Source organism: Chromobacterium alticapitis (genome assembly GCF_002924365.1).
In the GTDB taxonomy this organism is placed as follows: domain Bacteria; phylum Pseudomonadota; class Gammaproteobacteria; order Burkholderiales; family Chromobacteriaceae; genus Chromobacterium; species Chromobacterium alticapitis.
On the sequence record NZ_PQWB01000026.1, the window covers coordinates 25855 to 47359 of the forward strand.

The window sequence follows — 21505 nt, forward strand, 5'->3', positions numbered from 1 at the left end:
CACCATTCCAAGGAGAATTTCATGAGCCAGCTATGGGAACGCTACCAGTCGCTCAAAGCCAGCCAACCGCGCCTGCGCGCGCGCGACGCCGCCATCGCCCTGCAGGTCAGCGAATGCGAACTGGTGGCCGCGGACCCGGCCGCCACGCCGCTCAGACCCGAATGGCCGCAGATCCTGGGCGAACTGCACGCCCTGGGCCGCGTGATGGCGCTGACGCGCAACCACGCCTGCGTCCACGAAACCAAGGGCGACTACGCCAATGTGTCGTTTGAAGGCAAGGTGGGCCTGGCGCTCAACCCGGTAATCGACCTGCGCATGTTCCTGTTCCACTGGCGCCACGGTTTCGCGGTAGTGAGCGAGACTCCGCGCGGCATCCAGCGCAGCCTGCAGTTCTTCGACCGCCACGGCGAAGCGGTGCACAAGGTTTATCTGACCGAAGACAGCGATGTCGTCGCCTTCGACGCGCTGGTGGCGCGCTTCGCCGCGCCGGCGGGGGCGCTGGCGCTGGAGCCCGCCGCACCGGCCGAGCCGGAGCAAGCGGACGAAGCCATAGACCTAGCGGCCTTCCAAGCCGAATGGCTGCAACTGAACGACGTGCACCACTTCCACGCCTTCCTGCGCCGCTGGCAGGTCTCGCGCCGCCAAGGCTTCCGCCTGGCGCCGGCCGGCCAGGCCTGGCGCGTGCGCGAAGATGCCGTGGAGCAACTACTGCGCCGCGCCGCCGCCACCGAAACGCCCATCATGGTGTTCGCCGGCAACCGCGGCATGATCCAGATCCATACCGGCGCCGTGCGCAATGTGCAGGTGGTGGGCGACTGGCTGAATGTGCTGGACCCGGACTTCAATCTGCATCTGCGCACCGACCTGATCGCCGAAGCCTGGATCACCCGCAAGCCGGGCGACAGCGGCGTGGTGACTTCGCTGGAGCTGTTCGACGAGGCCGGCGAATCGCTGGCCACCTTCTTCGGCGAACGCAAGCCGGGCCGCGCCGAGCGCGCCGAATGGGTGAAGCTCTTGGGCGAGCTGCCGACGCTGGAGCAAGCCGATGTCGCGTAAATCCTGGTTTGCCGGCCTGCTGCTGGCGGCGTCCGCCCTGCCTGCCCTGGCGGCGGAGCGGCTGGTGGTGGTGACGCCGGACATCGCCGAAATCGTCGTCGCGCTGGGCGCGGCCGGCCAGGTGGTGGGCCGCGACCGCAGCAGCAAGGAGCCGGAGCTGGCCCATGCCCAGGTGGTGGGCTTTTCGCGCGCGCTGAACGCCGAAACCATCGCCGGCCTGAAGCCGACCCTGGTGCTGGGCAGCGCTGCCGCCCAGCCGCCGACCCTGTGGCCGCAGTTGAAACAGCTGAAGCTGCGCGCCGAGGAAGTCAGCCCGCGCGAGGACGGCCGTGACTTCGCCGAGGCCATCCGCAAGGTGGGCAAGCTGCTGGGCCGCGACGCCGCCGCCGACAAGCTGGCCGCCGACTGGCAGCGCGCGATGCAGCCGCGCCCGGGCCGAGCCGTGCGCTATCTGGTCAGCTACGACGGCACGCTGGCGGCCGGCCGCGACACCGCCCCGGACACGCTGATCCGCGCCGCCGGCGGCGTCAACGCGGCAGCCGGCCTATCCGGTTTCAAACCGCTGAACCGCGACGCCTGGCTGGCGTTGAAGCCGGACGTGATCATCCTGGGCAGCCATACCGCGGCGGCCTACGGCGGCAAGGAGGCTTTCGCCAAGCGGCCGGAAATCGCCGCCACGCCGGCCGGCAAGCAGGGCCGCATCTACCTGATGCAGCCTCAACAAGCCATGCTGGTGGGCCTGGGCAGCCCCGTCGTCGTCGACCAGATGGTGAAGATGTGAACGCTCAGCGCTGGCTGTTGGCCGGTCTGATTGCTGCCAGCCTGGCCCTGCCCTGGCTGGCGCTGGCCAGTTCCGCCGGCCATCTGGCCTGGCCGGACCTGGCCGACCCATTGGTCACGCAGTTGCGGCTGCCGCGCATCGCCGCCGCCCTGACCGTGGGCGCGGCCCTGGCCGCCAGCGGCGCGGCGTTGCAGGCGCTGTTCCGCAACCCGCTTGCCGACCCTGGCCTGATCGGCACCTCCGGCGGCGCGGCGCTGGCGGTGATCGCCGTGCTGGCGCTGGGCCTGGCCGGACTGTCCCTGCCGCTGGCGGCCTTCGGCGGCGGCCTCATCGCCACTTGGCTGATCCTTATGCTGGCGCGTCTGGCCAAGGGCGGCCTGGCCGGCCTGCTGCTGATGGGACTGGTGGTCGGCGCCTTCTGCGGCGCGGTGTCCAGCCTGATTTTGTTTCTGTCCGACGACCTGACCTTGCGCGCGGCCAGCAGCTGGCTGGCCGGCAACCTGGGCGCCGCCCAGCCGGAGCAACTGTGGCCCTGCCTCGCGGTGGCCGGCCTGGGGATAGCCCTGCTGTGCGCCATCGGCCGCGACCTGGACTGCCTGCTGCTGGGCGAGGAAACCGCCCGCTCGCTGGGCGTGGACACTCCGCGCACCCGCCGCCTCGCCGCGGCCGGCGCCGCGCTGGCCACCGGCGGCGCGGTGGCGCTGTCCGGCGTGATCGGCTTCGTCGGCATGATGATACCCAACGCGCTGGCGCTGCTGGCGGGCGGCTGCCGCCGCAAACTGATCCTGCTGTCCGCCTGGGCCGGCGCGCTGTTCCTGCTGGCGGTGGACACCCTGGCCCGCAACATCGCCTGGCCGCTGGACCTGCCGGTAGGCCTGATGGCCGCCTTCGCCGGCCCGCCTTTCTTCATCTGGCTGTTCCGCCGCCAACAAGGGAGCGCCAACCATGGCTAACCGCATGACTCTGAAAGCGCGCGAGCTGGGCTACGCCGTAGCCGGCCGCGAACTGCTGCGCGACATCCGGCTTGACCTGCCCGCCGGCCAGGTCAGCGTCCTGCTCGGCCCCAACGGCGCGGGCAAAACCACCTTGCTGCGGCTGCTGGCCGGACTGGCCGCGCCCAGCCATGGCGCGGTGCGGCTGAACGGCCAATGCGTCAGCCGCATGGACGCGCGGCAGCGCGCCCGTCTCATCGCCTGGGTGCCGCAGCATCTGCCGGCGGACATTCCGCTGACGGTGAGCGAGTTCGTCGCGCTGGGCCGCATGCCCTACCTCGGCGCTTTTGCCCGCCATGCCGCCGCGGACCGCGCCGCAGTGGCCGAGGCCCTGGCCACGGTGGAGCTGCAGCCGCACGCCGCCAAGCGGCTGGATGCGCTGTCCGGCGGCGAGCGTCAACGCGCCGCCATCGCCCGCGCCCTGGCGCAGCAGGCGCCGCTCATCCTGCTGGACGAGCCCACCAATCACCTGGATCTGCGCCACCAGCACAAGCTGCAGCTGCTGCTGCGCGAATTGGCGGCCCAAGGCAAAACCGTGGTGCAAGTGCTGCATGATCTGGCGCTGGCGGCGGAATACGCGGACCGCGTGGCCCTGCTGGACAGCGGCAGGCTGGCGGCGGAGGGCGCGCCGCGCGCGGCGTTGACGCCGGAGAGATTGCTGGCGGTCTACCGCTGGCCGGTGCGGCTGCGGCACCCCATCCCGCCGCGCGCCGCCTGAAAATCGCGAGGGCTGACGCGGCAAGGCCGCAGCCATTATCATTCCCATGACATTTTAAATGGAGAGCGATGATGACAAAAACCGCGTTGATCACCGGCGCCGCTTCCGGCATCGGTTGGCGACTGCTGCAACACTACGCCGCCGCCGACGGCTACCGAGCCATAGGCATGGACGTAGAACCCATCGCGGACTGCGCCGGCGCGAGCCGGCTGCTGGCCGATCTTGCCGATGAGCGCGCCTGCCGCGCGGCCTTCGCCGACATCGAGCGGATAGACCTGGCTGTCAACTGCGCCGGCGTGTCCAGCCAACGCAAGCCTCTGCTGGACTTCGACGCGGCGGACCTCACATCATGCTGGCAACAAAATGTCCTGCCCGCCTTCAACGCCATGCGCGGCGAAATCGACATCATGCGCCGCCACGGCGGCGGCCGCATCGTCAATATCGCCAGCATCACCGGCCATATCGGCATGAAGAACTTCGCGGCCTACGGCGCGGCCAAGGCCTCCATCCTGAATCTAAGCAAGGTAGCCGCCATCGAGCACGCGGCGGACCGCATTCTGGTCAACACGATCTCGCCGGCTACCATAGACACGCCGATGATACGGCGCAAATACGGCGGCCAGCTGCGCGACTACAGCGGCGTCTACCCCAGCGGCGGCTGCGGCAGCGTGGACGATGTGCTGTCCGTGGTCCGCATGCTGGAAGAGAACACCTTCATGACCGGAATGGACATCCCGCTGGACGGCGGGCTGACCAGCCTATTTCGCATATGAGTGATAGGCGCCGTAAGCGCTGGTGATGGCGATATTGGCAAAAACCTTGTACACCACCACCGCTAGAATGGTCATGGCGATGCTGCCGCTCAGACCGTGCTTGTAGAACATCAAAGGCATGGACATCAGCGAGGTCAGCAGCTCGGTGGCGGTGATGGTGACGAAAAAGCGCAGCAGCACGTCGAAGATCCGCCGCGCGTCTTTTTTCTTGAAGTAGTTGTACAGCGCGATATTGAACGCCGAACTGACCACCAGGAAGAACCAGGTCGCCGCCATGATGGTGTACAGATCCTTGAACACGGTCCAGTAGTCATGGCGGTCGCCCAGCCAGGCCATCAGCGTGCCGCCCGCCACCAGCAGGGTGTCGAAGATGAAGGCGGTGGCCACCAGGCTGTTGGCCGCGCGCTTGCCGTAGCGGTCTTGCACGATATTGCACAATGCGAAGGTCAGCGGGAAGAACGTCAGTCCTATCGGCAACTGCACCACATAGCCGAGCAGCTCGACTTTCTTGGCGTCGAAGAAAAAACAGGTGGAACTGAACAATGATGCGAAATAGCCGACGATCAAGCAGTATTCCTTGAATTTCTCGACATCCAGCGTTTGTTTATTGAACATATCATCTCGAGTAAGTCAGTAGGATAGACAATAATTGCTCACCCTCCCGCAAGGGCCGGCTGAGCAATTCCCCGTTTTCCGCCATGTACTCCAGGCAGGCGCCCCCCTCCTGCAGCGTCACCCGCCTGGCGGAAATCTCGCCGCTGTCGGCATCGCGATGCAGCACCAGGCCAAAATGCTCCAACAGCAGGTTTTCCGAATACACCACGCTGGCGCCGGCCTCGACGTACGCGCCGAAGCCTCCAGCCTCCAGCGTGGTCAAATAGATCCGCCGGCCATATTTGCGCACCAGGTCGTCGAAGCCGGGAAACATGATGGGCAGGCGGCGCGCCACGCGGAAAGTCTCGCGTCCGCGCAGCTCGAACACGCTTGCCGTCTCGATGAAAGGCACCCAATACAGCCTGCCGTCCCAGAAAATCTCCGGCTTGGCGGGGCAGTCTATCGCCACCTCGTCATCGAATAGATAGTCGTAGGACACGCCGATGGCGTCCGATATCGCCAGCCGCTTGCCCTCGCGCGGCAGCTTGCCGTTGAACAGCCAGTTATTGACTGTGCTTTCCTTTTCCTGAGTCAGGGCTTCTATCGCCCGCAACCGTCCATGCTGGATGGCCGGTTGCCCCAGGCAATCCAGCACGTAATTGATCTTGGTGGAAAAAGGGGAGGAATACAGCCGGATCTCAGCCATGCGCCACCTTGGCGAAAATGCCCTGCAACAGGCGCTCCACCTCGCCGGGCGAACGGTAGCGCCGACACAGACCGGTGAAGCGGGCCAGATCGCCCAGCGTGAAACACTGCCGGGGCGAGCCATCCGGACCGAGCAGCATGATCGTCAGTTGCTGGCCGCTGGCCATGCGGATGATCTCGCCGCCGTCGTTGTCGCGGCAAGCCCGCACCGCCTGGTTGCATGCGTCGCAGGCGGCCAGCAGCTCGCGCTCTGCCTGGCCCAGATAGCCGTGCACGAAAGAGGCCATCAATTCGTCAGGCGTTTTGAGTACGTCCCAGGCCGGCGCGTGATGATTGCGCGTCGCCAACTTCAATTGATAGGCGCAATGAATCAGTCCATCCCGCAACGCGACGTCGGTCAGCGTCAACAGGCTGGGCTTGCCGCGCCACGCTGCAGGCCAGGCTAGGCGCGGCCACATCGGAACCATCCTGACGCCAAAGTCCGCGTCAACGCCTGCCCACGGCGGCGGAAATTTCCGCCGGCGCGATCACGCCGTGCTCCACGCTCAGCGCGATCAGTTGCAGCAGATAGCTTTTACAGAACACTGGGGAGCCTTCCCACTCGCTTCCCTCCTCGCCCAGAATGCAGGATTGCGTGATGATGACTCTCTCCCCCGCGATCCAGCCTAAAGCGTAATTGTCTTCGGCAATCGTAGTCGTGACTGAGTGGTAGCCCATGGTTTTCCCCGAGAGAATGGCCTGGCCGAGCCTCGCTGCCTGGCCTGCAAGCGAGTCTTTCTACTTGACCAAAAAGAAAGTTTTGTCAGTATAACCAGCGGAAAATAATTGTCAAATGCATAAAATGATATCAAATCAAATACATTTTGAATTCAAATTAACACCCACAGGAGGGTTGGCTCATAAACAAACAGCCCTGCCGGCATGCGCCGACAGAGCTGTTTTTCCAGGCCTCGCGGGCCTATGACATGGCAGTTCTTACTTCAATGCATAGATGGCCGGCAGATTGCGCCAGGCACCGCGCACGTCCATGCCGTAGCCGAATACATAACGGTCCGGCACGTCCAGGCCGACGAAATCGGCCAGCAGCGGCTTTTCCTTGCTGATCAGCTTGTTGGCGAACACGCCGCTGTAGAAGGCCTTGGCGCCCATCTCCATCACCTTGTCGCGGATGGCGGCCATGGTGTGGCCCTCGTCCAGAATGTCGTCCAGCACCAGCACCACGCGGTCGCGCACGTCTTCCTTCGGCGCCTGCTTCCACACCAGCTCGCCGCCGTGGGTCTTGTCGCCGTAGCGGGAAACGTGGACGTAGTCGAAATCCAACGGGAAGGCCAGGCGCGGCAGCAATTGGCCGGTGAACACCACGGCGCCGCCCATCACGGACAGCACCAGCGGGTATTCCTCGCCCAGTTTTTCGGTGATTTCCACCGCCATGCGGTCTACGGCGGCGCTGACTTCTTCCGCGCTGAACAGCACATCCGAGCTGTTGATCAGACCACGGGCTTCGGCAATATTAGGCATGATGACTCCTTAACAGAACAGGCGGCGCCGCCGGCTGGGGCGGCGCAATCGAAAAAACGGTCAGTCGATTTTCAGCTCGCGGAGGAAGGCGGAGAACTCCTCCGACACCTCGTGATGCTTCAAACCATAGTTGACGGTGGCTTTCAGGTAACCCAGCTTGGAGCCGCAGTCGTAGCGCGTACCCTTGAACGGCAGCGCCAGCACCGGCTCGTCCTTCATCAGCGCGGCGATGCCGTCCGTCAGTTGGATCTCGCCGCCGGCGCCGGCGCGGGTATTCACCAGCTTGTCGAAAATGCGCGGCGTCAGAATGTAGCGGCCCACCACCGCCAGATTGGATGGCGCCTCTTCCGGCCGCGGCTTTTCCACGATGTGGCGCACGCGCTGGTTGCCCTTGGCATTGGCCTCCACCTGGACGATGCCGTAAGAAGCGGTGTCTTCCGGCGCCACCGTCTCCACGCCCAGAATGGACGAATGGGTTTCGCCGAACAGACGCACCATCTGCTCCATCGCGCTGGGCGCGCCTTCTATCAGGTCATCCGCCAGGATCACGGCGAACGGCTCGTTGCCGACCACCGGCCTCGCGCACAGCACGGCATGCCCCAGGCCCAGCGCCTCGGTCTGGCGGATATAGATGCAGCTGACCGTGGGCGGAATGATTTCCTGCACCAGTTGCAGCAACTTATGCTTGTTCTTGTACTCGAGCTCGGTCTCCAGCTCGTAAGCTTTATCGAAATGGTCTTCGATCGAACGCTTGTTGCGGCCGGTGATGAAAATCAGCTCGGTGATGCCGGCGGCGATGGCCTCTTCCACCGCGTACTGGATCAGCGGCTTGTCGACGATGGGCAACATTTCCTTAGGGCTAGCCTTGGTGGCCGGCAGGAAGCGGGTGCCCAGACCTGCAACCGGGAACACGGCTTTAGTGATCTTTTTCATCTCGATTCCGCTTCAAATGGCGTTTTGCAATATCGACAGCGCCGCATTCTAGCCCTTCTTCGCTCCAGGTCAAAATGTCCGTCTAACCGACAGCGCCTCCGCCAGCCCGTGGATCAACGGCTGCCAGTCGCCCGGCTGCGGCTGACGCCACAACCTGACGGACGGATACCACGGCGCGGTGACCGCCTCGGCCAGATAGAACGGCCCTCTCTCCGCGCGCAGCAAAGCCCAGACCGGCTTGCCCATCGCGCCGGCCAGATGCAGGATGGCGGTATCGACGCAAATCACCAGATCCATCTGTTCCAGCAGCGCCGCCGTGTCGGCGAAATCGCCTATCTCCGGCTGGCTTACCAGACCCTGCAGCGCTTCGGGCAGTTCGCCCGGCTGCAGGGCATAAAAATCCAGCCCCGGCGCGCGGCAAATCTCGGCGAACAAAGCCGGCGGCACAGACTTATGCTGACGCCAGGCATCGGCAATGCCGACGCCCCAGCGGCCGCTCTCCCATACCACCCCGACGCGTGGACAGCCATTATCCGGCAGCTGCGCCGTTTGCGTCGGGACAGCGCGCAAGTAGACCTCCCTGGGCAGATTGTCCAGCGTGACGCCCAGCACGCCGGGCAGGGACATCAGCGGCAACTGGCAGTCGTAATCCGGAGCGGCATCCGCCGGCAGCAATTCAATGCCGTCGAACTGGGCGAACAAGCGATGAAAAGTCTCCGGGCAGGCCAACATGATGCGCGCGTCCGGATGCGCAGCGCGAATTCGCGGCAGGAAACGCGCCATCTGCAGGCTGTCGCCCAGGCCCTGCTCGGACCACAACAGCAAAGCGCGCGAGCCCAGGGCCTCGCCCTGCCAGCGCGCCCCTTCGTGGCGAGGCTGCAGAATGCAGCGCCAGCGCGCCTCATACAGAGGCCAGGCCTCCTCGTAGCGGCCGGCCAGCAATAAGGCGATGGCCAGGCTGAATTGCAGATTCGCATCATCGGGCGCTTGCGCCAGGCCATTTTGCAGCACGGCGACGGCGTCGGACAGCAAGAGCGCGCTGGTGCAGACATTGCCAAGGTTGTTGCAGCGCGCCGGCGTCGGCCCGCCCAGCTCGATCGCTTTCAGAAAACAGGTGATGGCGTCCGGGTAGCGCAGCTGGTGCTGGCGCACCACGCCCAGATTGCCCCAGGCGTCCACATGCTTGGGTTCCGCCGCCAGCGCCTCCTCCAGCAACTGGCCGGCCAGCTCCAGCTCGCCCAGCTCTTTCAGCAGCACTGCCAGATTGCTCTTGATATTCGTCGACGCCGGATTCAACGCCGCTGCCGCCATGTAATCATCCAATGCCCGGGAGTAGTCCCCAAGCTGCTGCCGCAGATTCGCCCGATTGACCAGGGCCTGCCAGTTGCGCGGATCCTGCAACAGGCAACGGTCATAGGCTGTGATCGCGCCCTGGAAATCGCCTGCGGCGACCAAGCGGTTGCCTTCGTCGAAATCCTTCCCCATCCAGGCTTTCGCCACCGCTTTCAGCGCCATCTCACTCTCCTCGATTTCCTGCCAGCAAGCTCTGCAGGCCAGCCTCGTCCAACACGGCGACGCCCAGCTCCTGCGCTTTGGCGAGCTTGCTGCCCGCCTCCTCGCCAGCCACCACGTAATGCGTCTTCTTCGACACGCTGCCGGATACCTTGCCGCCGGCCGCCTCAATCAGCGCCTTGGCCTGATCCCGGCTCAAGGTCGGCAAGGTGCCGGTCAGCACCAGGGTCTTGCCGTCCAGCGCCAGCGCGGCGGTCTCGGCCGCTTCCGGCAGCCCGGCCAGGATGTCGTCGCGCAGTCCGGCCAGCCGGCCCAGTGCGGCGCGCCGCTCCGGCTCGTCCAGCCAATCGGCCAGCGCGTTGACCACCTCGGCCGGCAACTCCAGCTCCAGCAGCGCGCGGCGCTCGCTCTGCGCCAGCCAGGCCAGGCTGCGCTGCGCGGCCAACTGCTGGCTGCGCACCTCGGTCAGCCGGGGAATGCCCAGCCGCGCCAGCAGCGACGCGTCCTCCAGCCGCTCGCGCAGCTTGGGCGACGGTGCATGCTCGTCGGCCGGCTTCACTTCGGCCAGCAAGGCGTCCAGCGCCTTTTCATTGTTGTCCTCGGCGAAAAAATCAGCCAGCGAATCGGCCACCACGCCGCCGATGTCCGGCAAGGCGGCGAACAGGGCCGCCGGGCAATGGCGGATCAGCGCCATATTGCCCAGCCAGTCAGCCAGCGTCTTGGCGGTGGATTCGCCGACATGGCGTATGCCCAGCGCAAACAGCAATCTAGCCAGCGACGGCGCGCGGCTGGCGTCTATCGCCGCGATCAGGTTCTCCGCCCACTTGCTGGCCACCTTGCCGGCCTTGACTGTCTCCGGCGTCACGCCTTCGTCCTCGTCGGCGCGGCGCTTCATTTCCAGCAGGTCTTCCAGCGTCAGCCGGTACAGGTCGGCCACGCCTTTCACATAGCCGTATTCAACCAGCTTGTCGATGTAGCGCTCGCCCAGGCCGTCTATATCCATCATGCGGCGGCCGGCGAAATGCTGGATGGCCTGGCTGCGCTGGGCGCGGCAAGACAGGCCGCCGGAGCAGCGGGCGATCGACTCGCCCTCCTCGCGCGCCACATGGCTGCCGCAAACCGGGCAGGCCGTCGGCAGGCGATAGGCCGGGTATTGCGGTGCCTCGCCGGCGCTGAACAAATCTCCGCCTTCGGCCGGCTTCATAGGCCGCCGCTCCAGCACCACGGCCACTACCTCGGGGATCACGTCGCCGGCTCGGCGCACGATCACGGTGTCGCCGACGCGCACGTCCTTGCGCCTCACCTCGTCCTCATTATGCAAGGTGGCGTTGGTGACGGTGACGCCGCCGACGAAGACCGGCTGCAGCCGCGCCACCGGGGTGATGGCGCCGGTGCGGCCCACCTGCTCCTCGATGGCCTCGACCACGGTCAGCGCCTCTTCGGCCGGGAATTTATGGGCGATGGCCCAGCGCGGCGCGCGCGAGACAAAGCCCAGCGCGTCCTGCAACACGCGCCGGTTCACCTTGTACACCACCCCGTCTATCTCGAACGGCAGGCCGGCGCGGCGCGCCTGCACGCCTTCGTAGTAAGCGGACAAGCCGGCCACGCCCTTGACCACGGGCCGCAGGCTTTCCTCCACCACCGGGAAGCCCAGCTGCTTCAGCCAGACCATTTCGCCGGCATGGGAGTCCGGCCAGTCCGCGCCCTCCACTTGGGCGATGGCGTAGGCGAAAAAGGACAAGCGGCGCTGCGCGGTGATGCGCGAATCGAGCTGGCGCAGGCTGCCGGCGGCCGCGTTGCGCGGGTTGGCGAAGGTCTTGTCGCCGCGAGCAACTTGGTCCGCGTTCAGGCGCTCGAAATCGCGCTTCAGCATCAGCACTTCGCCGCGCACTTCCAGCAGCGCCGGCGGATTGGCGCCGTCCAGCCGCAGCGGGATGGCGCGTATGGTGCGCACGTTCTCGGTCACCTGCTCGCCGGCCACGCCGTCGCCGCGGGTGGCGGCGCGCGTCAGCACGCCGTTTTCGTACAGCAGGGAAATGGCCAGGCCGTCGAACTTGGGCTCGGTGGCGTATTCGACCTCGGCCGCATCCAGTCCCTTGCGCACGCGCTCGTCGAACTGGATCAGCTCGGCATGGCGCTCGGCCGGATCGGCCAGCTGCATATCGGAAAAGGCGTTGGACAAGGACAGCATGGGCACCGCGTGGGTGACGCTGTCGAACTCGGCCAGCGGCGCGCCGCCTACGCGGCGGGTCGGCGAGTCGGCGCCTGCCAGCTCCGGATGCGCCTCTTCCAGCGCCTGCAGCTCGCGGAACAGGCGGTCGTATTCGGCATCGGGCACCGTCGGCGCGTCCAACACGTAGTATTCACGGCCGTAGCGGTTCAGCAGTTCGCGCAGCTCTGCCGCGCGCGGTTCATATGCGGTCATGGGGAAACTCTCGAACGGCAAAAGGGCCGGCATGGCCGGCCCCGCAATCATGGTTTATCTCGCTCAGGCGAACAAGCGCAAGGCGGCCACGCTGCCCGGCGCGATGCCCCGGTCGTCCATGCTGCCGTAAATGTGCAGCAGCTGCTCGCGGATGCGCGACAGCCCGGCATCGGTCAATGCGCGGCGGTTGTCGTCCACCAGTTGGGCGCCGAACTCCTGCGCCAGATGATGGGCGAAATGCACGGCGCGGTCGAACACGTCCACGCCGCCGGCCACGCGCGGCACGTCGAACAGCAGCGTCAGCGCCGGGAAGCTCTTGTCCAGCAGCGTGTGGTAAGTGAACGGCATCTGGTCCGCCGCCACCAGCGAATACAGGGTATTGCCGGAATCGGCCAGGTAATGAAAGGCGCCGTCCGGCTCCAGTTGCAGGCCAGCGGCCTCGACGAAGCTGCGCAGCCGCGCGCCCTCGATCGCCGCCTGCGGCACGATATTGATGCCTATCAACACGTCGACGTCGGCGCAGAAGCGATCCAGCTCGCGCGCGGCCACCAGCTTTTGCTGACGCTGCGGAAAGCTGACGGCGGCGTCGTGATCCTCGGCGAAGCGCGACACCTGCTGGCAGAAGGAGGCCAGCTCCTGCTCGGTCACCGCGCCGGAGCGGTCCACCATCTGCATGCCGATATTGATCTGCTTGTAGCGCGTGCCGGGCAGCGCCTCGGCCACCTTCCACAGCCCGCGCTCGGTGCGGCCTATCAGTTGGGTGCGCTTGCCCACATTGAAGCGCGGCATCGCCGCCAACTCATGCGGCTCGTGGAACAGCACTTCCGCGATGAAATCCAGCGACGGGTCCAGCATCGCCACCACCAGCGCCTGGTGATCGGCGGAGTCCATCGCCAGCTCGTCCTCGTCCTCTTCTTCGACCACTGGCACTTCCGGCATCGCCAGCGTAGGTTCCTGGCGAGAGGCCGCGGCCATCGCAGGCTCCGGCTTGGCCTGAGGCGGCTCGGGCAACTGCGGCTCGAATGGTTCGGGCTCGATCTCCCGCTCGTCGAGGTCAGCATCCACCAGCACCGGCTCCATGCGGTCATGGCGGCCGTCGCGGACATTGTTCTTGGGAACGTCCAGCAGCACGTCGTCTTGCGGACGCGCGAAGGCCTGCTGCGTCCGCTTGCGGAAGCGCCACTCCTGAAACACGTTGAAGCCGAACACCAGGGCAATCACGCCGCCGCCCAATATCAACACACCAATCTGCAATTCGCTCATTCAGCCAGTCCGCTATTAAGGCGAATAATCCCGAAGCCGACTCCTGTCCCCATGGACGCTATCGCTAGTCGGCTTCCCGCTATTATCCTGTCGCCGCTCCCCCTTGCCGGGGTAGACGGCCGCCCGACATGCTTGGGCATTTCCCGCTCATTATAACGAAAGCCCGTCTCCGCGCACCATTTGGCAATGCATGAATGCTTGACAAGAGCGCATTCCAATTCATTGTCATCCCGAAATGCGCTTTTCGGCCAGGCTGGCGCCCTGGAAGCCGTACCTATTCGAATGGAATGAACATGACATTTCTGACAGGCGAATTTATACATTTAGCGTGCCAGAATTGGAGGTAACTCTGCCACAGGCCTGTACTAGCCTGTACAACACTGCTTAGAACAGCACGGGGACTCTTATGAAAAAATCAGCTCAAGCCAGTTTCCTGCCTGTCGTACGCGAGCTGTCGCGCACCTACCAGGCCTTTGAACAGTTCGCCAGCTTCAATATCCGCCGACTGGGACTGACGCCGCCGCAATTCGACGTGGTGACCACGCTGGGCAACAATCAGGGCATGAATTGCAAGGAATTGTCCGATCACACCCTGATCACCAAGGGCACGCTGACCGGCGTGCTGGACCGCCTTGAGGACAAAGGCATCGTCGTGCGCAGCATGCAGCCCAATGACAGGCGCAGCGTATATGTGGCGCTCACGCCATATGGCCAGGAGCTGTTCAGCCAGGCCTTCCCTGCCCACTTGGACTATATGCACAACGCCTTCCAGCAATTCGGCGAACAAGACCTGTCCAGCTTCTGCAACGAACTGGGCCGGCTGCGCGCCAGCTTCAGCCAGGCGCTGGAACAACAGGGCAGCGAAACGACGGCCTGACTCCCGCCCTATCGCTCGACGGCAAAGCGCACGGGCAGCGATAGCCGGGAGGCTACGGCCGCGCCGCCCCGCCTGGCCGGCTCGAAGCGCCAGCGGGAGACGGTGTCCAGCGCGGCCTGATCCAGCCGGCGGAAACCGCTGCTGCGCGCCAACTCCACCGATAAGGCGCGGCCGTTGGCGTCTACCCGCACATTGAGCCATACCACGCCCTCCTCGCCCAGTTGCCGCGAGCGCTCCGGATAAGGTGGCTTGGGGTTGGCCAGATACGCCGGCGCATATAAAGCCTCATGGTCGCCGCTTGCCCCCGTGGGATGTCCCGTCCGCTCGCCGGCCGGCGTCCCCGGTAATTCCGCCGCGCCGCTCACAGCCTCTCCCGCTCGCGCTGGGGCCTCGCCATGCGTCGAAGCGGGTGGCTGTTTCGGTACTGAGGCTGCCACAGCGCCGCCCGCAATCGATATTGCCGCGCTCACGCGCGGCGCGTCCATTGCTTGGGCCTCAGGCGCCCCCGTCGCGACTCGAGCCCTTGGAGCACCTTGCCTGGCCATCCCAGGCAGATGGCCGCCGCTGGCTATCTTCGCCTCCGCGCCGCCTGCCCGGGGAGAAGCCAGCGTCACGCCCACGGACTGCGGCAGCGGCGCACGCGCGGGAGGGCGCTGCGCAAACATCAGCCACAACAACAAGCCATGCGCCAGCGCCGACAACAGCAAGGCCCAGCCCAGGCCAAGTCCTCGCGTCAACACCGCATCGCTGCGCCAGGCCGGCTGTAATGCCACCAGGCCAGCGCCGTGCATAACAAGTAAAAAGCGAAAAACATCGCGAACGCCGGCAAGAAACTGCCGAACCAGTCCAGCGCCGAGCCGAAGGCCTTGGGAATGACGAAACCGCCGAAGGCCGCCATCACCGAGCTGACATTCATCGCCGACGCGCCGCGCCGCCCTCCTCTCGCATAGGCCTGCTGCAGGCTTTCGCCAGTGCGCTGCGAATCGCGGCCCGCCTGTATCAAGAAGACCTTGGGCGCCAGCTGATAGGACGAGCCGTTGCCGACGCCGGCGGCGAAGAAGATCAGCTGGAACATAGCCAGGAAAAGCCAGAAGGAACCGCCGCTGGCCGCCGATGGCAGGCTCAGATAGACGCCGACAGTTCCAAGCGCCATCAGCAGATTGCTCGCCACCGTGGCCACCCCGCCGCCGACGCGGTCGCCCATCCAGCCACCCAGCGGCCGCGACAATGCGCACACCATGGGACCGACGAACAGATAGGGGCTGGCGTCCACCTGCGGAAACATGACGCGCACCAGCAGCGGAAAAGCGGCGGAAAACCCCAGGAAGGTGCCGTAGCTGCCCATGTACAGCAAACAGATATACCAGGTATGGCTGGCTCGCATCGCGTCCAGCTGATCATGCGGCGTAATGCGCAACTTGGGCAGGTCATGCGCGTACAGCAGGCAGGCCAGAGCCACCAGAGCGATCAGCGGCAGCCAGACATAAGCGGCGTTCTGCAACCAAACAAAATGCACCTCCCCGCCGCGCCCCCACACCTGAGGCTCGCCGGCCGCGTAGCCAAACAGCGGATAGAGTATGCACAGCGGGATCAGCAGCTGCGCAGCGGACACGCCGAGGTTACCCAGCCCGGCGTTGAGCCCCATCGCCAAGCCCTTCTCGGAACGGGGAAAGAAAAAGCTGGTATTGGACAGGTGGGACGCGCTGGCGCCGCCGCCTATGCCGCACAAGCCGGCCACCAACAGCAACTGCCAGAATGGCGAGGCGATGTCCTGCACCACCCGCCCTACGCCCCAGGCCGGCAGCAGCAACAGCAACGTCGACAGTCCCAGCCACAGGCCGCCGCCCACCCAGCTCCAGACCCAGGAGTAGATCAAGCGCATCAAGGCGCCGACCAGCGGCGGGATGGACACCAGCAGGAATTGCTGCTGGCCGGAGATCAAGAAGCCGACGGCCGGCAAATTGACCACCACCATGCTCCACATCATCCAGATGTTGAAGTTCAGATGCAGCGAGAAGACGGACAACCACAGATTTCTCCGGGCGATGGCCCGCCCCCGGCTGAGCCAGAAAATGGGATTTTCCGGCTCCCAACGCTTGATGCTTACAGTCATGAATCCATTCCATGCACGCGACGGCCCGTAAGGCGGATGCCCCGCTGGCGGGGAGGTCCGCCGTCCCGCCCAGTAGATGCGAAAGGAACGGCGGAACGCCCGACAAGACCAGGCCACCGCCCAACCTTCAGGCGGCGCAGTATGCCATTCGCGGCTGACAGCCGACCTTGCGCCGCGTCAACACCATATCTAGGCGGTTTCGCGCATCTTCAGCGCCTCGACGATGTCCACCGCCACAATGCGGCTGACGCCCTGCTCCTGCATGGTCACGCCCACCAGCTGCTCGGCCATCTCCATGGTCAGGCGGTTATGGGAAATATAGAGGAACTGGGTGCGTTCGGACATCTGCTTCACCAGATCGCAGAAGCGGCTGGTGTTGGCGTCGTCCAGCGGCGCGTCCACCTCGTCCAACAGGCAGAACGGCGCCGGGTTCAGGCTGAACAGCGAGAACACCAGGCTCATCGCGGTCAGCGCCTTCTCGCCGCCGGACAGCAGGTGGATGGTGCTGTTCTTCTTGCCCGGCGGCTGGGCGATGATCTGCACGCCGGCATCCAGCAAGTCCTCGCCGGTCAGCACCAGCTCGGCGCGGCCGCCGCCGAACAGCGTGGGGAAGAATTCGCGCATCTTGGCGTTCACCGCGTCGTAAGTGGCCTGCAGCATGTCGCGGGTTTCGCCGTCTATCTTGGCGATGGCCTCGATCAGCGTCGCCATCGCCTGATTCAAGTCCGCAGACTGGTTCTGCAAGTATTCGCCGCGCGTCTTCGCCTCGTCCAGTTCCTGCAGCGCCGCCAGGTTGACCGCGCCCAGGCCTTCCAGCGCGCGCGCCAGCCGGGCGATTTCCGCCGCCAGCGCGTTAGGCTTGACGCCTTCGTTCAAATCGGCCAGCAGCACCGCCTCGTCGGCCTCGGCCTGGGCCAGCTCCTCGGCGAAGCGCTCCATCGCCAGCCGCGCTTCCTGGTGCTTGAGCAGCCAATCCGAGCGCGCCTCCCGCAGCGCCGGCAGCGCCGCGTTGGCCTCCTGCTGCCGCTGGCTGATTTCGCGCATGCGCTCGGTCAGTTGGTTCAGCCTGTCACGCGCGGCGGACAGCTCGCCCTCGCGAGTTTCGCGCTCGGACAGCGCCTCTTGCAGCGCCTCCTCCGGCACCGCCTCGTCCACCGTTTCCGACTCGCCGGCCAAAGCCTCCAGCCGCTCTTGCAACTGCTCGTCGCGATCCGCCAGCTCGCGGCCGCGGCGCGACAGCTCGGCCACTTTTTGCTCGGCGCTGTTCAGGGCCAGCTTGATCTCGTGCAGCATGCGCTCGGCGTCGCGCGCCTTGTTGCGCGCCAGTTCCAGCCGGGTTTCGGCATTGAGCCGCTCCAGCCTCACCTCTTCCAGTTGCAGGCCCAACTCTTCCAAGGTCAGCGCCGCCTCTTCGCCCATCAATTCGGCTTCGGCGATGCCGTCATCGGCGTGTTGCCGTTCCTCGGCGATGCGGCCGCGCTCGGCCTCGATCGCCGACAGCCGCGCCGCGCCTTGACGCGCCGCCTGGTCCAGCTTGACGTGTTCCAGCGTGGCGGCGTTCAGCTCCGCCTCCAGCCGGGTCAGCGAACCCTTCTGGCCGCGCACCGCCTCGGCCAGCATATTGCCCATGCTCTGCAGGCTGTCGCGCTTCTTCTGCATGGCGTCGATTTCCGGCCGCAGCGACTCGGCTCGGGCCGAGGCCTCGTCCAGCTGGCGCTTGCGCGCCATCAGGCCGTCGCCGCTGGCTTCGGCGTGGAAACGCACGCTGACGGCGTCCACGCGATGGCCTTCCGGCGTCAGCCAGCATTCGCCGGCGGCCAGCTCGCCGCGGCGCGCCAAGGCGGCATCGAGCGAATCCGCCAGATACACCCCGGACAGCCAGTCCGCCAGGGCCGCGTCGAACGGCGCCTGCGCCCGCACTTCAGTCAGCAGCGCCGGCCAGGCCCGCTCGGGCAACCCGCCGGCGGCGGCTCGCTTGCCGTCCACCAGGGCCAGCGCCGCCGGCGGCTGGCCTGCAGGCAAGGATGCCGCGCGGGCGGACAAGCGCTCGCCCAATACCGCCTCCAGCGCAGCTTGCCAGCGCGCGTCCACCTGCAGCGACTGCCACAGCTGCGGCGCGTCGGCCAGGCCCTGCTTGTCCAGCCAGCCAGCCAGTTGCTCGTCCGCCGCCTCGCGCTGCAACAGCGCGGCCAGCGCGGCGGCTTCGGCCTCGGCGCGAGCCAGCTCGGTGCGCTTGGCGGCCAGTTGCTGGTCCAGTTTTTCACGCTCGGCCGCCAAATCCGCCTGCTTGGCCTCGTCGGCCACCAGACGCGCCCGCACCGCGTCCAACGCGGCCTTGGCCTTGTCCGCCTCTTGCCGCGCGGCCTCCAGCACATGGTGCTCGGGCAGATTCAGATCGGACAGCTCTCGCGTCAGCGCGGCGTCGCGGCCGGACAATTGCTGCATGCCGCGCTGCCAGTGTTCGATTTTCTGCCGCGACAGATCGCGCTCGCGCGTCAGATTGGCCTGCTGCGCGATCAGCTGCGCCTGCTGCTGATCCAGCTGGCGGAAGCCCGCCTCAGCGGTGGGCAGCTCGTCCACGCCGTCCTCCAGCGCCATCTGCGCCTCTTCCTGCCGCAGCTGCGCCTCTTCCAACCTAGGCAGCCAATCGTCCAGCTCCGCTTCCACTTGCTGGCGATTGTCGGCCAACTGCTGCCGCTCGCTTCTGGCGGCCAGCAAGTCGCGCTCCAGCCGCTGCCGGCTTTGTTCGCGGTGGCGCTGCGCTTCCTCCAACCGCGCCAGCTGGGCATTGGCCTCGAACAGACGCTGCTGCGCCTCGTGCACCGCGTCGCTGGCGGCGAAGTGCTGCTCGCGCACGGTTTCCTGCTCGGTTTCCAGGTGGGTGACCGCCGCTTCCAGCGCCGCCTCTTCGGTTTCGATGCGCGCCAGTTCTCCGCGCGCATGCGCCTCATTGCGGGCGGCCTCCTCGCGCCGCGCCAGCGCCAGCAGGTTTTGCTTATGGGTCAGCGCGCCGCGCATGTCGTGGTATTGCGCGGCCACTTCGGCCTGTTCGGACAGGCGCTCCACTTGCCGCTCCAGCTCCTGCTGCAAGTCGGCGATGCGCTCCAGGTTGGCGCGGGTGTCGCTCAGGCGGTTTTCGGTCTCGCGGCGGCGCTCCTTGTACTTGGACACGCCGGCCGCTTCTTCCAGATAGGCGCGCAGCTCTTCCGGCCGCGCCTCGATGATGCGCGAGATCATGCCCTGCTCGATCACCGCGTAGCCGCGCGCGCCGACGCCGGTGCCGAGGAACAGATCGGTGATGTCGCGCCGTCTCACCTGCTGATTGTTGATGTAGTAGCTGGATTCGCCCTGCCGCGTCAGCACCCGCTTGATCGCCACTTCGGCGTACTGGCCCCAAGGCCCGGTCAACTGGCCGTCGCCGTTGTCGAACACCAGCTCGACCGAGGCGCGCGACACCGGCTTGCGGCTGGACGAACCGTTGAAGATCACGTCCTGCATCGATTCGCCGCGCAGCTGCTTGGCCGAGGACTCGCCCAGCACCCAGCGCACGGCGTCGATCACATTCGACTTGCCGCAGCCGTTGGGGCCGATCACCGCCACCAGTTGGCCCGGCACCGCGATGCTGGTGGGGTCGACGAATGACTTGAAACCGGCGAGCTTGATATGGGTCAGGCGCAAAACGTCCTCGCTGCTAGATAAGGCAAATTGGCCATTTTATCAGGCTGCCGCTGCCCGCGCTTGAGCGGCCCGCCGGCAAAATGCCGCTAGCCAGCGGGCATGCCAGTTGTGCCATAATGGCCGTATGGAATCGCTATCGCTATCCAATCACTTTCTGATCGCCATGCCCCGCATGGCCGACCCGCTATTCGCCAAGTCGCTGGTGTATCTATGCGAGCACGGCGAGCACGGCGCCATGGGCCTGATTATCAACAAGCCGTCCGGCATCGCCATGGCGCAGCTGTTCGACCAGATCGACCTGCCGCTGGACGATGAAGGCACCCGCACCGGCCTGGTCTATTTCGGCGGACCGGTGCAGCCTGACCGCGGCTTCGTGCTGCATCAGCCGGCCGGCAATTGGCAATCCAGCCTGATGGTGACCGACGACATCGCCTTGACCACATCCAAAGACGTGCTGGCGGCGGTGTCGGAAGGCAAAAAGCCGGAGAAGCTGCTGATCTCGCTGGGTTATGCCGGCTGGTCCGCCGGCCAGCTGGAGCAGGAAATCACCGACAACGGCTGGCTGACGGTGCCGGCCGAGCCGTCCATCCTGTTCGAACTGCCCTGCGAGGCGCGCTACGACGCGGCCATGGCGCTGCTTGGCTTCGACCCGGCCCTGCTGTCATCGGATATCGGCCATGCTTGAAGGTTGCGCATTGGCTTTTGATTTCGGCGAGCGCCGCATCGGCGTCGCCGTCGGCGACGCCATGCTCGGCATTCCCCACCCGCTGGCCACCATAGACACAGCCATCACCGACGAGCGCTTCGCCGCCATCGCCAAACTGATAGCGGAATGGCAGCCCAAACAACTGGTGGTGGGCCTGCCCATGCATCCGGATGGCGAGGAGCATGAGCTGTCCGCGCTGTCCCGCCGCTTCGCCAACCGCCTGAAAGGCCGCTTCGGCCTGCCGGTGTGGCTGGTGGACGAGCGCTATACCTCGGTCATCGCTGAGCAGCTGCTGGAAGAAGCCGGCGTCAAAAAGGGACGCAAGCAGAAACCGGCGCTAGACCAAGTAGCCGCCCAGGCCATCCTTGCCGGCTGGTTCGAACAGCCCGGCACTGCGGTCTGATGCCGGCCAAGCTTCCCGCCCTGTTGTTGATCGCCATCGGCGTCGCCGGCTTCTGCTGGCTGTGGCGCCAGGCCCAATTGGCCAATGCGGCGCAGGATTGGCCGTCCACAATGGGCACAGTCGAACGCAGCCAGGTGGAATGGCGGCTGCGCCGCGGCGGCGATCACAACGAGCAGCGCGAATACCGCGCCGACGTGCGCTATCAATATAAAGTCAGCGGCCAAACCTACCGCTCCGGCGCGATTCGCATTCCGGACGCGGGCTTCAGCAGCAGCGAAGCGCTGGCGCGCGACACCGCCGGCCGCTATCCCGTCGGCGCGGCGGTGCCGGTGCGCTATAACCCGGCCAAACCGGAACAGGCCTGCCTGGAAGCCGGCGCGCATTGGAGCGTGCGGGCCGGGCAACTGCTGATGCTGCTGTTCGCCGCCGCCGGCGCCTGGCTATTGACGCGCTAAACC

At 65.9% G+C, this 21505-nt stretch carries 21 protein-coding genes; 9 read left to right on the forward strand and 12 right to left on the reverse strand.

Going from position 1 to position 21505, the window contains the following annotated elements:
- The first annotated feature begins 21 nt into the window (after window positions 1-21).
- The 5 genes from C2I19_RS07295 (at window position 22) to C2I19_RS07315 (ending at window position 4320) form a co-directional block, all read left to right on the forward strand.
- A complete protein-coding gene (locus C2I19_RS07295; protein WP_103902047.1) occupies window positions 22-1056 on the forward strand; it encodes a hemin-degrading factor in 1035 nt (344 codons plus the stop codon).
- Entirely contained in the window at window positions 1046-1837 is a 792-nt protein-coding gene (locus C2I19_RS07300; RefSeq protein WP_103902048.1) for a heme/hemin ABC transporter substrate-binding protein, read from the forward strand. The genes C2I19_RS07295 and C2I19_RS07300 overlap by 11 nt, the downstream gene beginning before the upstream one ends.
- On the forward strand, window positions 1834-2790 hold the full coding sequence (locus C2I19_RS07305; protein WP_233201134.1) for a FecCD family ABC transporter permease: 957 nt from the start codon (window positions 1834-1836) through the stop codon (window positions 2788-2790). Before C2I19_RS07300 ends, C2I19_RS07305 begins: the two co-directional genes overlap by 4 nt.
- 4 nt (window positions 2791-2794) lie before the next feature.
- Window positions 2795-3547 (forward strand): ABC transporter ATP-binding protein, encoded by a 753-nt coding sequence (locus tag C2I19_RS07310; protein ID WP_233201135.1) that lies wholly within the window; start codon window positions 2795-2797, stop codon window positions 3545-3547.
- Window positions 3548-3615: 68 nt separating this feature from the next.
- Entirely contained in the window at window positions 3616-4320 is a 705-nt protein-coding gene (locus tag C2I19_RS07315; RefSeq protein WP_103902050.1) for an SDR family NAD(P)-dependent oxidoreductase, read from the forward strand.
- Here the strand turns inward: C2I19_RS07315 and C2I19_RS07320 are convergent.
- The 9 genes from C2I19_RS07320 to C2I19_RS07360 all read right to left on the reverse strand — a co-directional run bounded on the left by C2I19_RS07320 (window position 4306) and on the right by C2I19_RS07360 (window position 13270).
- The gene (locus tag C2I19_RS07320) at window positions 4306-4935 is read right to left on the reverse strand and encodes a VUT family protein (RefSeq protein ID WP_103902051.1); all 630 of its coding nucleotides are present in this window, start codon (window positions 4933-4935) and stop codon (window positions 4306-4308) included. The two genes, C2I19_RS07315 and C2I19_RS07320, sit on opposite strands and share 15 nt — an antisense overlap.
- A 1-nt stretch (window position 4936) precedes the next feature.
- On the reverse strand, window positions 4937-5620 hold the full coding sequence (locus C2I19_RS07325; RefSeq protein ID WP_103902052.1) for a hypothetical protein: 684 nt from the start codon (window positions 5618-5620) through the stop codon (window positions 4937-4939).
- The gene (locus C2I19_RS07330) at window positions 5613-6077 is read right to left on the reverse strand and encodes a hypothetical protein (protein ID WP_103902053.1); all 465 of its coding nucleotides are present in this window, start codon (window positions 6075-6077) and stop codon (window positions 5613-5615) included. Before C2I19_RS07330 ends, C2I19_RS07325 begins: the two co-directional genes overlap by 8 nt.
- 28 nt (window positions 6078-6105) lie before the next feature.
- Complete coding sequence (locus C2I19_RS07335; RefSeq protein ID WP_103902054.1) at window positions 6106-6336, reverse strand: hypothetical protein; 231 nt, start codon at window positions 6334-6336, stop codon at window positions 6106-6108.
- A gap of 258 nt (window positions 6337-6594) precedes the next feature.
- Window positions 6595-7137: a hypoxanthine-guanine phosphoribosyltransferase gene (locus C2I19_RS07340; protein WP_103902055.1), complete on the reverse strand. Its 543-nt coding sequence runs from the start codon at window positions 7135-7137 to the stop codon at window positions 6595-6597.
- 60 nt (window positions 7138-7197) lie between these two features.
- Window positions 7198-8070 carry a UTP--glucose-1-phosphate uridylyltransferase GalU gene (gene galU, locus C2I19_RS07345; RefSeq protein WP_103902056.1) on the reverse strand — a complete coding sequence of 291 codons (873 nt, stop codon included), beginning with the start codon at window positions 8068-8070 and terminating at the stop codon, window positions 7198-7200.
- 69 nt (window positions 8071-8139) lie between these two features.
- A complete protein-coding gene (locus C2I19_RS07350) occupies window positions 8140-9585 on the reverse strand; it encodes a tetratricopeptide repeat-containing glycosyltransferase family protein (RefSeq protein ID WP_103902057.1) in 1446 nt (481 codons plus the stop codon).
- 1 nt (window position 9586) lies between these two features.
- Window positions 9587-12007, reverse strand: a complete 2421-nt coding sequence (gene ligA, locus C2I19_RS07355) for an NAD-dependent DNA ligase LigA (protein WP_103902087.1) — start codon at window positions 12005-12007, stop codon at window positions 9587-9589.
- Between the two features lie 63 nt (window positions 12008-12070).
- Window positions 12071-13270 (reverse strand): cell division protein ZipA C-terminal FtsZ-binding domain-containing protein, encoded by a 1200-nt coding sequence (locus C2I19_RS07360; RefSeq protein WP_103902058.1) that lies wholly within the window; start codon window positions 13268-13270, stop codon window positions 12071-12073.
- Between the two features lie 406 nt (window positions 13271-13676).
- On the opposite strand from C2I19_RS07360, the gene C2I19_RS07365 reads away from it, so the two are divergent.
- Window positions 13677-14147: a MarR family winged helix-turn-helix transcriptional regulator gene (locus tag C2I19_RS07365; protein ID WP_103902059.1), complete on the forward strand. Its 471-nt coding sequence runs from the start codon at window positions 13677-13679 to the stop codon at window positions 14145-14147.
- A gap of 8 nt (window positions 14148-14155) precedes the next feature.
- Here C2I19_RS07365 and C2I19_RS21980 read toward each other — a convergent pair whose 3' ends face one another.
- The 3 genes from C2I19_RS21980 to smc all read right to left on the reverse strand — a co-directional run bounded on the left by C2I19_RS21980 (window position 14156) and on the right by smc (window position 19938).
- Complete coding sequence (locus tag C2I19_RS21980) at window positions 14156-14512, reverse strand: energy transducer TonB (protein ID WP_158253655.1); 357 nt, start codon at window positions 14510-14512, stop codon at window positions 14156-14158.
- Window positions 14513-14880: 368 nt separating this feature from the next.
- Window positions 14881-16260 carry an MFS transporter gene (locus C2I19_RS07375; RefSeq protein WP_103902061.1) on the reverse strand — a complete coding sequence of 460 codons (1380 nt, stop codon included), beginning with the start codon at window positions 16258-16260 and terminating at the stop codon, window positions 14881-14883.
- A 189-nt stretch (window positions 16261-16449) separates the two neighbouring features.
- Entirely contained in the window at window positions 16450-19938 is a 3489-nt protein-coding gene (gene smc / locus C2I19_RS07380) for a chromosome segregation protein SMC (RefSeq protein WP_103902062.1), read from the reverse strand.
- Window positions 19939-20062: 124 nt separating this feature from the next.
- Between smc and C2I19_RS07385 the strand changes: the two genes are divergently transcribed.
- From C2I19_RS07385 to C2I19_RS07395, 3 genes are read left to right on the forward strand one after another with little or no spacing between them, the layout of a single operon-like run.
- Window positions 20063-20623, forward strand: coding sequence for a YqgE/AlgH family protein (locus tag C2I19_RS07385; protein WP_103902063.1), 561 nt, complete (start codon window positions 20063-20065; stop codon window positions 20621-20623).
- Complete coding sequence (ruvX, locus tag C2I19_RS07390) at window positions 20616-21047, forward strand: Holliday junction resolvase RuvX (RefSeq protein ID WP_103902064.1); 432 nt, start codon at window positions 20616-20618, stop codon at window positions 21045-21047. The genes C2I19_RS07385 and ruvX overlap by 8 nt, the downstream gene beginning before the upstream one ends.
- Window positions 21047-21502, forward strand: a complete 456-nt coding sequence (locus tag C2I19_RS07395) for a DUF3592 domain-containing protein (protein ID WP_103902065.1) — start codon at window positions 21047-21049, stop codon at window positions 21500-21502. Before ruvX ends, C2I19_RS07395 begins: the two co-directional genes overlap by 1 nt.
- Window positions 21503-21505 lie beyond the last annotated feature (3 nt).

Excerpts from the sequence above, each read along its gene's own strand:
- C2I19_RS07295 (WP_103902047.1), top strand. The coding sequence starts at position 22 with ATGAGCCAGCTATGGGAACGCTACCAGTCGCTCAAAGCCAGCCAACCG.
- C2I19_RS07300 (WP_103902048.1), top strand. The coding sequence starts at position 1,046 with ATGTCGCGTAAATCCTGGTTTGCCGGCCTGCTGCTGGCGGCGTCCGCC.
- C2I19_RS07310 (WP_233201135.1), top strand. The coding sequence starts at position 2,795 with ATGACTCTGAAAGCGCGCGAGCTGGGCTACGCCGTAGCCGGCCGCGAA.
- C2I19_RS07315 (WP_103902050.1), top strand. The coding sequence starts at position 3,616 with ATGATGACAAAAACCGCGTTGATCACCGGCGCCGCTTCCGGCATCGGT.
- C2I19_RS07320 (WP_103902051.1), bottom strand. The coding sequence starts at position 4,935 with ATGTTCAATAAACAAACGCTGGATGTCGAGAAATTCAAGGAATACTGC.
- C2I19_RS07325 (WP_103902052.1), bottom strand. The coding sequence starts at position 5,620 with ATGGCTGAGATCCGGCTGTATTCCTCCCCTTTTTCCACCAAGATCAAT.
- C2I19_RS07330 (WP_103902053.1), bottom strand. The coding sequence starts at position 6,077 with ATGTGGCCGCGCCTAGCCTGGCCTGCAGCGTGGCGCGGCAAGCCCAGC.
- C2I19_RS07335 (WP_103902054.1), bottom strand. The coding sequence starts at position 6,336 with ATGGGCTACCACTCAGTCACGACTACGATTGCCGAAGACAATTACGCT.
- C2I19_RS07340 (WP_103902055.1), bottom strand. The coding sequence starts at position 7,137 with ATGCCTAATATTGCCGAAGCCCGTGGTCTGATCAACAGCTCGGATGTG.
- galU (WP_103902056.1), bottom strand. The coding sequence starts at position 8,070 with ATGAAAAAGATCACTAAAGCCGTGTTCCCGGTTGCAGGTCTGGGCACC.
- C2I19_RS07350 (WP_103902057.1), bottom strand. The coding sequence starts at position 9,585 with ATGGCGCTGAAAGCGGTGGCGAAAGCCTGGATGGGGAAGGATTTCGAC.
- ligA (WP_103902087.1), bottom strand. The coding sequence starts at position 12,007 with ATGACCGCATATGAACCGCGCGCGGCAGAGCTGCGCGAACTGCTGAAC.
- C2I19_RS07360 (WP_103902058.1), bottom strand. The coding sequence starts at position 13,270 with ATGAGCGAATTGCAGATTGGTGTGTTGATATTGGGCGGCGGCGTGATT.
- C2I19_RS07365 (WP_103902059.1), top strand. The coding sequence starts at position 13,677 with ATGAAAAAATCAGCTCAAGCCAGTTTCCTGCCTGTCGTACGCGAGCTG.
- C2I19_RS07375 (WP_103902061.1), bottom strand. The coding sequence starts at position 16,260 with ATGACTGTAAGCATCAAGCGTTGGGAGCCGGAAAATCCCATTTTCTGG.
- C2I19_RS07385 (WP_103902063.1), top strand. The coding sequence starts at position 20,063 with ATGGAATCGCTATCGCTATCCAATCACTTTCTGATCGCCATGCCCCGC.
- ruvX (WP_103902064.1), top strand. The coding sequence starts at position 20,616 with ATGCTTGAAGGTTGCGCATTGGCTTTTGATTTCGGCGAGCGCCGCATC.
- C2I19_RS07395 (WP_103902065.1), top strand. The coding sequence starts at position 21,047 with ATGCCGGCCAAGCTTCCCGCCCTGTTGTTGATCGCCATCGGCGTCGCC.